The sequence below is a fragment of the bacterium genome (genome assembly GCA_021372615.1).
In the GTDB taxonomy this organism is placed as follows: domain Bacteria; phylum Armatimonadota; class Zipacnadia; order Zipacnadales; family UBA11051; genus JAJFUB01.
This window is the reverse complement of the sequence record JAJFUB010000026.1, coordinates 1-12597: the sequence shown is the minus strand read 5'-3', so window position 1 is coordinate 12597 and position 12597 is coordinate 1. Positions and strand designations below refer to the sequence as shown.

Below are 12597 nucleotides of genomic sequence, written 5' to 3'. Positions count from 1 at the left end.
GTGGGGAAGGTAGGAGATTGTCCCCTTACGGGGTACACTCGCCCTCACTGCGGGGCGTGAGCGGGGAGGCAAAGATGCTTCTCGACTGCAACACCCTCTTCGGCTACTGGCAGAAGGACACCCAGGACCGGTCCCTGGACCGGCTCCTGCACATCCTGCACACCAACGGCGTGGACCGGGCGCTGACGTGTTCGGGGCGTGGGGTGTGGGACAGCTTCCCCGAGGGCAACGAGGAGACGCTGCGGGTCTGCGCCGCGTACCCCGAGCTGCTCCCGGTGGCGACCATCCGCCCCGGCGACTGGTTCGCCTGCCGCGAGGAGATCGCGTCACTGCGCGAGCGCGGCTTCCGCATGGTGCGCCTCTTCCCCCGCACGCAGCTTTGGTCGGTGACGTCGCTGAGCTTCCGGCGGCTGGTGGACGACCTGGCAGGCTGCGGCTTGCCCCTGTTCTTCGACAACGGGTTTGACGCGGGCTCGGTCATTCCGCCGCTGGTGGACCTCTTCCAGGGCACGGGGGTGCCGCTCATCTTCAGCGCCGTCTCGTACGGGCTGAGCGAGTTCCTGGCGGCGTGCGAGTTGCACCCGCAGACCTATACGGATACCTGGCAGCTCTTCCTGCTCAACGAGATCGAGATCATCCGCAACGAGGTCGGTCTCGAGCATGTCCTGTTCGGGACGCGCGCGCCGTTCGACATGCCTGGGCCATGCCTGGAGATGGTGCGTCATGCGCGGCTGACGGAGGAGGAGCGGGCGCAGGTGCTGGCGGGGAATGTGCTCTCGCTCATCGGGGAGGCGCCCGGCGGCAGCGACAGCGGGCCGGCTGGTAGCCGGCCCCTCCCAACGGCAGCGGCGACCTCGACTCCCGCTTCCCGATTCCCGATTCCCGCCTCCCGGCCTCTCATAGACGTCCATGCCCACTACGGCCCCTGGGTCGGCCTGCCCAACCCGTACACCCCCATCGAGGACCTGCTGGACACTTGTCGCCGCTTCCGCATCGAACACTGCTGCCTGTCGTCTACGTGCGCCATCGGCTATGACGTGCACGAGGGCAACGAGCGGGTGCGCGAGGTCATCGAGGGGCACCCGGAGCTGCACGGGTACGTCGTGATCCACCCGGGCTACGCAGAGCAGTCGCTGGCGCAAGTGCGGGAGCTGCTCGCCTTGCCCAACTTCGTCGGGGCAAAGTTGCACCCGAAGCACTGTGGCTACCAGGCCGACTGTCCCGAGGCGCGGCCGCTGCTAGCGGCCCTGGTGGAGCTCGGCAAGCCCCTGCTGGTGCACACCTGGTTTGATGAGATGTGTCTGGCCATGGGCCGGGCCGCGGACCTCTTCCCGGACCTGGCGCTCATCATGGGCCACATGGGTGGGGACACCTGGGAGACGGCGCTGACGGTGGCGGCGGATCGGCCGAACCTGTACCTGGAGCTGTGCTCGGGCCTGTCGCCATGGGGGAAGCTGGAGCAGTCGGTCAGCGTCGTCGGCGCCGAGCGGATCCTGTTCGGCACGGACCTGACACTGCTGGACCCGGGCTACACGCTGGGGCTGGTGACGGGGGCAGAGATAGGGGAGAGGCAGAAGCGGCTGATCCTGCACGACAACGCGCAGCGGCTGTTTGGGTTCTAGCCGTCGAACCGGTACCCCACGCCGTGTACGGTCGCGATCAGGTCGGCCACTTCCGGCAGCTTGGTCCGCAGGCGTCGCACGTGCACATCCACGGTGCGGCTGCCGCCGTAGTAGTCGGGCCCCCAGACGAGGTCGAGGACCTGGTCGCGTGTGAGGACTTGCCCCCGCCGCCGCAGGAGCAGGCAGAGCAGTTCATATTCCTTATAGGTCAGCGTGACCGGCGCCCCCTCCATCGTCACCCGGTAGTTCGCCAGGTCCACGACCAGGGCTCCGGCCCGCAACACCCCCTCGGCGGTGAGCTGCTCGCGACGCCAGCGCCACAGGCTGACCCGCGCCTCGACCTCGGCGGTGTCCAGAGGCAACAGGATGAAGTCGTCGTACTCGGGGGAGATCAGTGTCTGGCCCAACAGGCGGCGGTCGAGCAGGAGGCAATAGGTGGCATCGAGCTGCGGGGGCAGGCGGTGCAGTCGCCCGGCGGCGCCCGGTGGCAGTTCGCAGGCGAAGATGACCTCCGGCCGCTGGGTGGCCTTCAGTTCGGCTGCCGTCGCTTCGTCCGCGGCCACGGCTACCACGCAGCCGGCCTGCTCCAACGCCGCCCGCACGGCGGCCGTCTGCTGCCCATACAGTAGCGCTCGGCACGGCGGACGTAACATGCCCGGAAAGATACCCTCCAAGTCCGACGGCGTCAAATCCTGATTGTGGGCAGGGCGGCGTGCCATGGCCCGAGCATAGGGGGCGAATGTGTCGGGCATGTTTCACGGGCGGCAGGCGGCAGGGATTGGCGCGACGAACGACGCTGACCGACGGCAGGCAGCCATGACACACCTGATTGACGCCCACAACCATCTGCAGGAAGAGGTCCTTGCGCCACACGTGGCGGAGGTTCTGCAGCGCGCTCGCGCGGCGGGGGTGGGCTGCCAGGTTGTCAACGCCACCCACGAGGGCGACTGGGAGGATGTGCTCGCCCTGGCCCGGACCCATGCCGGCCTCGTGCCCTGCTTCGGTCTACACCCGTGGTTTGTGAGCGAGCGTGTGGCGGGGTGGCTGGAGCGGCTCCGGGCACTCCTGCTGACCGTGCCCGCGGCCGTCGGTGAGATCGGCCTGGACCGCTGGGTCCAGGAGCCGGACCTGCCTGCGCAGGAGGAGGTCTTCGTGGCCCAGTTGCGGCTGGCGCGCGAGCTGGACCGGCCGGTGATGGTCCACTGTCTGCAGGCCTGGGGGTGGCTGCTGGAGGTGCTGGAGCGCGAGGGCCCGTCCCCGCCGCTGCTCATCCACGCCTATGGCGGGGCGGCGGAGATGATCCCGCCGCTGGCCGCGAGGGGCGCGTTCTTTTCCTTCGGCGGCGGGGTGCTCGACGAGCGGAAGCTGCGGGCGCGGGCAGCACTGCCGGCCGTGCCGCTGGACCGGCTCCTCGTCGAGACCGACGCCCCCGCCCTGCTGCCGCCGGAGCCTTACCGGCCGCATGTGCTGGTCGCGGAAGGGGGAGAGGTGTGCAACGAGCCGGCGAACCTGCCAGCCATCCTCGAGGGGATCGCGCCACTGCGCGGGGTGCCGGCTGACGAGCTGCGCGAGATCACCTGGGGCAATGCCAGGCGGCTGTTGGGGCCACTGCTGCCGACGGGGTCGGTGACATGAGCGAACGCTTCCGCCGCATGGAGATGATGATCGGGGCGGAGGGCCTGGCGCGGTTGCACGCCGCCCGCGTGACCGTCATCGGTCTGGGCGCCGTGGGCAGCTACGCCACGGAGGGTCTGGCGCGCGCCGGGATCGGGCACCTGCGCCTGGTGGACCACGACTTCGTCCGCGAGAGCAACATCAACCGGCAGCTCTATGCCCTGACCTCCACCCTGGGTCGGCCCAAGATCGAGGTCGCCGCGGAGCGCGTGCGGGACATCAACCCCGACTGCCAGGTGGACACGGTGCGGACCTTCGTGCACGTCGAGACGATGGACGAAGTGTTCGCGGGCGAGCCGAATGTCATCGTCGACGCCATTGACGCCTACACGCCCAAGCTCGAGCTGATCTGCGCCGCGATAGAGCGCGGGGTGCCGCTCATCTCCTCGATGGGGGCGGCTCTGCGAGCGGACACCACGCGGATCAGGGTGGGGCCGCTGGGGCAGACGACCGGGTGTCCGCTGGCGCGGCAGTTGCGCCAGGGCCTGCGCCGGCGCGGGGTCGAGCCATCGGTGCGCTGTGTCTACAGCGACGAGCCGGTGGACACGCGGCGGGTGTTCCCGCCCGAGGAGCTGGCGGCAGGGGAGCTGGAGCGCGGCCGCCGTCGCCGCGCGCTGGGGAGCCTGCCGACGGTGACGGGCATCTTCGGCCTGACGCTGGCCAATGAGGCGATCCGCTTGCTCGCTGGCCTCCCCTAGACCGTCATCACCGCCGCCAGTATGTCCCCCCCATCCGCATACGGGTGCATCGCGGGCAGCCGCACGTCGGAGTGCTCGCGGTGGCAGCCATACTGCCACAGGTAGCCCGACACGGGTGCGACAAGATCCACGGTCGTCAGGTCGTCATCGCAGATCAGGTGTCCGAGCTTCTGGCCCGCCTCGACACGGTCTGAGGTCTCCAGCCCGCTTTCGACAAAGAGGCCGCTGCGGGGGGCGCGGAGGGTGTAAGTCCGGGCTTCCCGGTCGGCCGCGCTGAACATCACCAACGGTCCCCCAATCCGTTCCATCTCCCCGTCCATCAGGTGCAGCAGCTTCGCGATGTTGGTGGCGGCGCGCAGGCCCTGCCGCACCTCCTTCTCACGGATGACCCACTGCGGGGCCAGCTCGATGCACAGCGCGCCGCGTCCGTCGTTGTTGAAGGGGACGCCGATGGGGGCGGGGGCGCCGTCGGGAAGCTGCGGCCGCTCCTGCTTCATGGTGAACCGGATCTGAGCCGCGTCGGCCATGGCCATCGCGTTGGCGCACTCGGCTCGCACCAGCGTGCAGGTGGCGGTGAAGCGCGACCAGCTATGCAGGTCAAGGACGTGATCGCACCGGCTGATGACGGCCTGGTGGATGGCGTGGCTTAGCCGCTCCGTGTCATTGCCCTCGGGGTCGCCGGGCCACGTGCGGTTCATGTTCTCGCCGAGGTCCTCGCCGTACGGTTGCTCCCCCTCCAGGGTGGTGTGGGAGCGGCGGTGCTGCACGGCGGGGAGGTTGGTGAAGGGGATCAGGTAGACCTCGCCGCGCAGGAGGTCGCGCTCACACACCTCGCGCAAGGCACGCACCACTTCACAGCCCTGCACCTCGTTGCCGTGCTGGGCGGCGGTGACGGCCAGGACCTCGCCGGGCTGGCCGGACTGCAGATGCCAGTACGGCACGCGGACCTCCGCGCCGTCGCGGCGCGAAGCGGTGATAGTGCCCAGCTCGCAGGTGGGTGCCATCGGCCTCGTCTCCCCTTCATGTGGTCATGGCTGCATGATCCCGGCCAGCACGTCACCCACCTCCGCATAGGGATGCATCGCCGGCAGTTGCACATCCGAATGCGAGCGGAAGCAGCCGTAGCTGTACAGGTAGCCCGCCGCCGGCGCGATGATCTCTACCGTCTCCAGGTCGTCGGCGCGGATCAGGTGGCCGAGGCGCTGGCCGGCCTCGACGTGGTCCGAGGTGTGCAGCCCGGCCTCGACAAACAGCCCGTCGCAGGGGGCCACAACCTGGGTCACGCTGTCGCGCCAGGTGTTCTGATGGAAGCGGACGACCGGGCCAGCGAGGCGCTCCGGCTCGCCGTCAAAGAGTCCGCACAGCCGCGCGAGGTTGGTGGCGCAGCGGACGCCCTCGCGCACCTGGGGTTCGCGCACGACCCACTGCCCGGTCAACTCGACACTGATCGCCCCCTGCCCGCGGCTGCTGAAGAGGTTCTCCAGCATCCCGGCATGCGGGGTGCGGGGGTTGCCGAGCAGCTCGAGAAAGCGGAAGCCGCTGGCCAGCCCCATCTCGATGGACCTCGGCACGTCGTCACGGGCCAGCGCGGCCGTGGCGGTGAAGCGGGACCAGGAGTGGAGGTCCAGGCAGCAGGTGCAGCGGTCCACCACCGCGGTATGCAGGGCGTAGGCTACCCGCTCAGTCTCGTTGCCCTGCGGATCGCCCGGCCACAGCAGGTTCATGTTGTTGGCCTTGTTCTCGGCGACGGGCTGCTCGGGCTGCAGGTGCAGGTGTGAGCGGCGCGCGCGCACTGCCGGCGGACAGGCGAAGGGCACCAAGTAGACCTGTCCGCGCCGCAGCTCGGTCAGGCAGAGGTCGCGGAAGCGTCGCACGACCTCGCAGCCCTGGACCTCGATCCCGTGCTGGGCGGCAAGCACCAGGAAGCTCTCCCCCGGCTGGCCCGAGTCCAGATGCCAGTAGGGGATATGCTCCTCTGTGCCGTCAGCCATGGGGGCGTGAGCATGGAGCAGTTCGCAGGAGACAGACATGGGGGCAGCCTCACAGGAGAATGCGAGGCATTTCGGGGAGTGGGGGAGAGGAACCTGCCCGGGGGGGTCTCAGGATAGGTCAAGTGCCAGTCGCAGCGCCTCGTCAACGTGCTCCATGGTGTGCGTACTGGCCGTGCCCAGCGTGTCGAGGATTCGTGCGTGCGCAATCGTGCGGATCTGCTGCAGGAGTACCTTGCTGACCTGGCGGAGACCACCCTCAGGTGGCTCGATCAGCACCTCGGTCATGTAGACGCGATCGGTCTTCCGGCTCGTGATCGCGGCGACGGTCAGCACGGGCAAGGTGCGGTTGAGGCGATCGTTGCTGATGACGAGAGCGGGACGAGTTCCCCCCTGTTCCGACTCCTCAACCGGTTCGAGACGTACCACGACGATGTCGCCGCGACAGAAGCCCATGGTCTCGGTCATACCCCCCGGTGCAGCTCCTCTTCGAGGGGACGGAAGTCCGCCTCAATCTGCATGATCTCGTCGTACATCTCTCGGGCGCATGCGGCCATGTCCCTTTCCAGTCGGTCCTGCTGGAGCTGGCGCAGCGCTTGTCGCACCGCCTGGTCCACGAACTCTGTGCGCTCTCCGGCCGGCACCAGTCCCTCGAGTAGCCGTCGCGTCTCCTCGCGGAAGCCAATGGTCATGCGTCCCGTCGTCGTGGCCATGCATATCATCCTTGCAGCATTCCGTGCTGTACCGATTGTACAGCATATGTAGCTGCCGCGCAAGCCGAGTAGGGGTGTGACCTGCGGTCCGCGTCAGGCCTCATCCACCAGCGTGCCGTTCTCCAGCCGCAGCACTCGGTCGGTCACGCCGATGACGTCGGCGTCGTGACTGGCGATGATGACCGTGCGCCCCTGGTCGGTGAAACCGGTCAGGATCTCCATGATGCGGGCGGCGTTGTCGGCGTCGAGTTCGCCGGTCGGTTCGTCCGCCAAGATCAGGGATGGTTCGTTGACTATGGCACGAGCCACGGCGGCACGCTGTTGCTCGCCGCCGGACAACTCGCCCGGGAGATGATCGGCGCGGTGGGCGATGTTGGCCTGTTCCAGTGCCGCCAGTACGCGCCGCTCCTTCTCCGCTTCGGCCAGGGCCACCGGGATGAGTGGCAGCATCACATTCTCATAGACGGTGAGAGCCGCGATGAGGTGCGCGGCTTGGAACACGAACCCGACGGTGTTGCGGCGGTAGAGCGTCAGCCCGTCATCGGTCAGGCAGTCCAGGGGTAGGTCATTGACGATGACACTGCCGGAGGTCGGGCGGTCGAGCCCGCCCAGGATGTTCAGCAAGGTGGACTTCCCCGAGCCCGAGGGCCCCGACAAGCCAATCACAGCGCCGGCGGGCGCCTGGAAGGAGACCTCACTCAGCGCCATCACTTCGCGCGTGCCGGCGACGTAGAGCTTGCTGAGCAGGTTGGCCTGGACGTAATCGTTGGTCATGGGTGTCTAGAGCCTGCGCAACGCCTCGGCCGGGTCAAGCCGCCCGGAGCGGTGTGAAGCCGCCAGCCCCGCAATGGAGCCGATGACGATGGCGGCGGCGAAGCCGATCAGGAAGATCAGCGGCGAGGGTACGGTGTCCACGGGCAGAGCCAGCGGTGGCTCCGTGGTGGAGCAGGGCGGAAAGGAGCTGAGCGCCGACGGCAGCTTCGGCTGGGCCAGGTAGCCGTACAAGTAGGACAGCCCCCAGCCCACCAGGCAACCGGCGACGCCGCCGATCGCCCCGCCGAACAACTCCTCGGCCACAAAGAGACGAGCGACGTCCAGACGGCGCCAGCCGATGGCCCGCATCAGCCCGACCTCCGACAGCCGCTCGGCCACCGAAGACAGCGCATTCCGGACGATCAGCAACAGCGCGAAGAACAGCACCAAGGCGGAGACCATGAGCATGGAGCGGCGTGTCAACGTTGCGACGGCGGCCGTGGCCGCGTCCACGTTCTCGCTGGTCGTGATGCTCGTGTCCTCCCCGATCCACTGCTGGATGACCTGACTGACCAGGTCAATGCTGCGTTGATCGCGGAGGGCGACGAAGATCGTGTCCACCACCGGCCCCTTACCGTACATGGCCTGGGCCGTCTTCAGGGGGATGAAGGCCTCCGCCTCGGCGATGCGCGCCGAGCCGGATAGGTCCACAATGCCGACGATCTTGAAGACATCCCGGGGGCCCAGATGGATGGTGTCACCCACGGTCTTGCCGATGGCCTTGGCGTACTGGGCCGTCAGCATGACGTGGCGGTCGTCGTAGCGGACCAGATACCGCCCCTTGGTGATGGCACAGCAGCTCTTCTCGTTGTCCTTGCTTTCCTGGCCTGGCTTCTTCTCGCTGATGCGCACCGGCCCGATGGTCTTCATGGTGGGGTCTATGCCGGCCACCACGGTGGGGTGCCCCTGCCAGAACGCCCACAGGAGCAGCACTCCCGAGGCCGCTTCGACCTGTGGCATGGCCCGAGTCTTGGCGACGACGTCGGCGGGGATCTCGGCGAGGTCCTTGGGGAGCTTGACCGGCGCGAAGGGGCAGGGCTTGACTCGTCGCTGCACCACCATGTCGGCGCCGGCCGCCCCCAGCGAGTCGTCAATCGCCTGGCCGACTGAACTCGAGATGGCCAGCACGGCCACCAGCAGCCCGATCGCCAGGGTGATGCCGAACACCGCCAGCGTCGTGCGCGTACGGCGACGAGTGAAACCTCTCCAGGCATACGCAAGCAGCAAGAGTCCGCTCCTGAAACGGTCGGTCCGGTGCCGACATGTTGAACAACCCGGGCCCTGCCAGCGGTTCCCAGACAGGGACCGCAGAGGCGTGCACGTGGGCTCTGGAGGCCCGCTGAGGGGCGGTCAAGACGCCGCCATATGTGTGAGGAAGGTACGCGCCTCCTTGAGATTTCTTTGCGGGACACCATGGTGTTGCTTGAATCGTGCTGGCTATACTCCGAACAGTCGACAGAGGCGCAAGCCGGGATTGGACGCGTAGGCGTCCCCCGCAGCGACCACACCATTCTCATCTCAGGGGAGAGAGTGTCATGTTCAAGCAGTTGTGGAAGGACGAAGAGGGTCTCACCACCGTAGAGTACGCGCTGTTGCTCGCCCTAGTGGCCATCGCCGCCATCGCCGCGTGGACCACGCTCGGACAGCGCACCAGCACCACCGTCTCGTCCGCGACGTCGCACCTGCCCACCAGCTAGGGGCGCAGGGTACACCTACAGTTCACACCGCGACGCGAGCCTAGGCGCTCATCAACGGGAGGCAGTCAATGTTCAAGCAGCTCTGGAAGGACGAAGAGGGTCTCACCACCGTAGAGTACGCGCTGTTGCTGGCCCTGGTGGCCATCGCCGCCATCGCCGCCTGGACGACGCTCGGGCAGCGCACCAGCACCACCGTCTCGTCTGCGACGTCTCACCTGCCCACCAGCTAGGGGCGTGGGGCACATCTGCAGTACACATCGCGACACGAGCCTCAGCGCTCGCCAAAGGGAGGCAGTCCATGTTCAAGCAGCTCTGGAAAGATGAAGAGGGTCTGACGACCGTAGAGTACGCTCTGTTGCTCGCGCTGGTGGCCATCGCCGCCATCGCCGCCTGGACGACGCTCGGGCAGCGGACCAGCACCACCGTCTCGTCCGCGACGTCGCACCTGCCCACCAGCTAGTTCGGACCTGCCGGCGGTGGCGAGAGACTCATGTTCCCGGGGGCTCTCGCCACACGCAGCCGTAGGCCGGCCTGGACATCCTGCGGCGACGTAGCCAAAGATGCAGCCGTGCGACGAACCAACAGTTGCCGGGCAGCAGGGGTACATCCCAAGTACACTGGCGGCACAGCCCCAGTAGGAGGAAGCGCGATGTTGTGGAAGCTCTGGAAGGACGAAGAGGGGTTGACGACCGTGGAGTATGCCCTGCTGCTCGCCCTGGTGGCCATCGCGGCCATCACCGCATGGACCACTCTGGGGAGCCGGGTGAGCACGACGGTCTCCAGCGCCACTACCCACCTGCCCACCAGCTAACGCCGGGCAGGACGACCATCCCGCTCGGGGCGCGCGCACCCCGGCCTCGAGGGGAATAGGCGGCGAAGACTGACCACAGTCCGGACGATGCCCTGAATCGCACTGCCAACGCCACGGACAGCCAGTCGAGGTAGCAGGGGCGCACCAAACCACATACCGGCGCTGCGACGCCGGTGAGGAGGAGAGGCAGATGTTCAAGCAGCTCTGGAAGGACCAGGAAGGTCTGACCACCGTCGAGTACGCCCTGTTGCTCGCACTGGTAGCCATTGCCGCCATCACTGCGTGGACAACGCTGGGGCAGCGGGTCAGCACCACCGTCTCGAGTGCCACCACCAGCTTGCCCACCAGCTAAGCGAACTCGAGATATCCTGCCATCGGCAGGATAGACACCACAACCAGGCCAGGGGAGGGCGATGGGCTTAACCCAGGCACCCATCGGCCCTCCCCACCCCAAAGCGCGCAGAGACCTCGGTCTCCGCGCGTTTCGGGTTCTGCCTGACCCCCTCCCTCTCGTCCCCCGGCAGGTCTCCGCCAACCTCGCACGGAATACTACCCCCGGTGCAGCTCCACTCAGCCGGGGGACCGCATGGGTACCACCGACCCGCCGCTGTTCATCAGCTACAAGTCCGAGGACCGTGCACTCGCCGAGGACCTCTACCGCCACCTGACCGCCGCCGGCTTCGACGTCTGGTTTGATGTCGAGGCACTCGACCGCGTCGCGCTCTGGCACGACCTGATCGAGCAGGCCTGCGAGCACGCCCGCATCATCCTGCCAGTCCTCACTCCGCGCTGGCCGTCACAGTGGACCGAGTGCGAGACCTACGGCGCCGAGTACGTCGTCCCGCTCGTCTTTGAGGGCGAGGGTCGGGCCGATCAGCTCGTGCCCGCGCCGATCCGCGAGTGGCAGGCCCTGGACCTGCGCGGGGCTACGGACGAGACCTGGCAGCAGCTCTTCGGTCGCCTGCGCGCCGCGCTCGATCAGATCCCGCCCCAGCAACGCCCGCGCCTCCACGATCTCCCCTTCGCTGCCAACCGCTACTTCGTCGGCCGGGAGGCCCTGCTGGCGGAGCTGCATGAGAAGCTCTGCCAGGCCCCCGCGACGGTGCTGACCCACAGTCCGGCGTTCGTCGTCGAGGGCCAGGGCGGAATCGGGAAGACGACCCTGGCCCGGGAGTACGCGGAGCGGTTCTGGCGGCTGTACCGCGACCTCCTGTGGGTCTCGGCCGCCAACACCGAACTGCTGCCCCTGGAGTTCGCCCGCGTGGCCGAGAAGCTGGGCGTGGCGGTGGGGGACGACGTGGACGCCAATGCCCGCCGCGCACTGGACGAGCTGACGCGCGGGCCGCGGCGCCTGCTTATCATGGACAACGCGCATGACGAGGAGAGCATCCAGGACTGGCTGCCCAAGACCGGCAAGTGCCGCACGATCATCACCTCCCGCTTCACCGCCTGGTCGGCAGAGGTGCAGACGATGCATGTGCACGTGCTGGAGTCGGGCCCGGCGCAGGACCTGCTGATCCGTCGCAGCGGCGTGGCAGACAGTGAGGCCAACCGCGCGATGGCGGATGAACTGGCGAAGGAGTTGGGCTACCTGCCGCTGGCGCTGGAACAGGCCGCGGCCTACATCCACCAGCAGCACGGGACTCTTGAGCATTACCTTGAGCAATACGCGCAGCACCGGCAGCGCCTTCTGGCCCGGCGTCAGCCCGGCGCCACACGCTACCCGGACTCCGTGGCCACCACGTGGCAGATGTCGATCGAGAAGCTCGGCCCGGAGGCCGTGTCCATCCTGCGCGTCCTGGCCTTCGTGGCCCCGGACCCGCTGCCCCGCCGGGTCCTGCGGCTGGCGGGGGATATCCTGGGCGACCTGGACGAACTCGCGGTGGACGAGGCCCTGATGGAGTTGCACCGCTACTCGCTGATCGAGTTGCAGGCCGAGGACGGCCCGCTGACCATCCACCGCCTCCTGCAGGCCGTGCAGGAGGATGGGCTGGAGGTGGGGGAGAGGCAGGGGTGGGTCGAGAAGGCGCTGCGGGTCGTGGAGCGCGCCTTCCCGGAGGCCGACTACAGCAACTGGCAGGTGTGTGAGGCGCTGCTGCCCCATGCTCTGGCGTGCTCGGCACATGCGGAGAAGCACGAGGTCCTGACGCGCGAGGCGGGTCTGCTGCCGGGGCTGATCGCCGTCTTCTTCCAGGAGCGCGGCCAGTTGTCGGCGGCGCGAGAGCCGGGGGAACAGGCGGTACGCACGTATGAGCGCCTCGCCGCCACCGACCCGGGCAACGCCGCATGGCAGCGCGACCTGTCCGTCAGCCACGACCGGATCGGGGACGTGCGCGTGGCGCAGGGGGACCTGTCCGGGGCCCTGGAGGCCTACCAGCACAGCCTCGACATCCGAGAGCGGCTGGCGGCGGCCGACGCGGGCAACGCCGCATGGCAGCGGGACCTGTCCGTCAGCCACAACAAGCTGGGGGACGTGCGAGTGGCGCAGGGGGACCTGTCCGGGGCCCTAGAGGAGTATGAAGCCGACCTAGCGATTGCCCAGCGGCTGGCGGCGGCCGACCCGGGCAACGCCGCATGGCAG

The 12597-nt window shown here is 68.2% G+C and carries 16 protein-coding genes; 9 read left to right on the top strand and 7 right to left on the bottom strand.

Annotation, left to right across the window (positions count from 1 at the left end):
- Window positions 1–74 precede the first annotated feature (74 nt).
- A complete protein-coding gene (locus LLH23_04025) occupies window positions 75–1622 on the top strand; it encodes an amidohydrolase family protein (protein ID MCE5237641.1) in 1548 nt (515 codons plus the stop codon).
- Here LLH23_04025 and LLH23_04020 read toward each other — a convergent pair.
- On the bottom strand, window positions 1619–2275 hold the full coding sequence (locus tag LLH23_04020) for a response regulator transcription factor (GenBank protein MCE5237640.1): 657 nt from the start codon (window positions 2273–2275) through the stop codon (window positions 1619–1621). The two genes, LLH23_04025 and LLH23_04020, sit on opposite strands and share 4 nt — an antisense overlap.
- Before the next feature lie 163 nt (window positions 2276–2438).
- Between LLH23_04020 and LLH23_04015 the strand changes: the two genes are divergently transcribed.
- Window positions 2439–3257: a TatD family hydrolase gene (locus tag LLH23_04015; protein ID MCE5237639.1), complete on the top strand. Its 819-nt coding sequence runs from the start codon at window positions 2439–2441 to the stop codon at window positions 3255–3257.
- Complete coding sequence (locus LLH23_04010; protein ID MCE5237638.1) at window positions 3254–3994, top strand: tRNA threonylcarbamoyladenosine dehydratase; 741 nt, start codon at window positions 3254–3256, stop codon at window positions 3992–3994. The genes LLH23_04015 and LLH23_04010 overlap by 4 nt, the downstream gene beginning before the upstream one ends.
- On the opposite strand, the gene LLH23_04005 is transcribed toward LLH23_04010, so the two are convergent.
- From LLH23_04005 to LLH23_03980, 6 genes are all read right to left on the bottom strand, one after another.
- On the bottom strand, window positions 3991–4998 hold the full coding sequence (locus tag LLH23_04005) for a succinylglutamate desuccinylase/aspartoacylase family protein (GenBank protein ID MCE5237637.1): 1008 nt from the start codon (window positions 4996–4998) through the stop codon (window positions 3991–3993). The genes LLH23_04010 and LLH23_04005 overlap by 4 nt on opposite strands.
- 24 nt (window positions 4999–5022) lie before the next feature.
- Window positions 5023–6024 (bottom strand): succinylglutamate desuccinylase/aspartoacylase family protein, encoded by a 1002-nt coding sequence (locus tag LLH23_04000; protein ID MCE5237636.1) that lies wholly within the window; start codon window positions 6022–6024, stop codon window positions 5023–5025.
- A gap of 69 nt (window positions 6025–6093) precedes the next feature.
- Window positions 6094–6450 (bottom strand): type II toxin-antitoxin system PemK/MazF family toxin, encoded by a 357-nt coding sequence (locus tag LLH23_03995; protein ID MCE5237635.1) that lies wholly within the window; start codon window positions 6448–6450, stop codon window positions 6094–6096.
- Window positions 6447–6695, bottom strand: a complete 249-nt coding sequence (locus LLH23_03990) for a hypothetical protein (protein ID MCE5237634.1) — start codon at window positions 6693–6695, stop codon at window positions 6447–6449. Before LLH23_03990 ends, LLH23_03995 begins: the two co-directional genes overlap by 4 nt.
- Window positions 6696–6788: 93 nt before the next feature.
- Window positions 6789–7469, bottom strand: a complete 681-nt coding sequence (locus tag LLH23_03985) for an ABC transporter ATP-binding protein (protein ID MCE5237633.1) — start codon at window positions 7467–7469, stop codon at window positions 6789–6791.
- Between the two features lie 6 nt (window positions 7470–7475).
- Window positions 7476–8735, bottom strand: coding sequence for an ABC transporter permease (locus LLH23_03980; GenBank protein ID MCE5237632.1), 1260 nt, complete (start codon window positions 8733–8735; stop codon window positions 7476–7478).
- A 308-nt stretch (window positions 8736–9043) separates the two neighbouring features.
- Here LLH23_03980 and LLH23_03975 point away from each other — a divergent pair, with 308 nt between their 5' ends.
- The 6 genes from LLH23_03975 to LLH23_03950 all read left to right on the top strand — a co-directional run.
- A complete protein-coding gene (locus LLH23_03975) occupies window positions 9044–9205 on the top strand; it encodes a Flp family type IVb pilin (protein ID MCE5237631.1) in 162 nt (53 codons plus the stop codon).
- A 68-nt stretch (window positions 9206–9273) separates the two neighbouring features.
- Window positions 9274–9435, top strand: a complete 162-nt coding sequence (locus LLH23_03970; protein MCE5237630.1) for a Flp family type IVb pilin — start codon at window positions 9274–9276, stop codon at window positions 9433–9435.
- Window positions 9436–9503: 68 nt separating this feature from the next.
- On the top strand, window positions 9504–9665 hold the full coding sequence (locus LLH23_03965; protein MCE5237629.1) for a Flp family type IVb pilin: 162 nt from the start codon (window positions 9504–9506) through the stop codon (window positions 9663–9665).
- A gap of 189 nt (window positions 9666–9854) precedes the next feature.
- Window positions 9855–10016 (top strand): Flp family type IVb pilin, encoded by a 162-nt coding sequence (locus LLH23_03960; protein MCE5237628.1) that lies wholly within the window; start codon window positions 9855–9857, stop codon window positions 10014–10016.
- A gap of 190 nt (window positions 10017–10206) precedes the next feature.
- Complete coding sequence (locus tag LLH23_03955; protein ID MCE5237627.1) at window positions 10207–10368, top strand: Flp family type IVb pilin; 162 nt, start codon at window positions 10207–10209, stop codon at window positions 10366–10368.
- A gap of 234 nt (window positions 10369–10602) precedes the next feature.
- Window positions 10603–12597 (top strand): TIR domain-containing protein (locus LLH23_03950; protein MCE5237626.1); only part of this gene is annotated, 1995 nt, incomplete at its 3' end.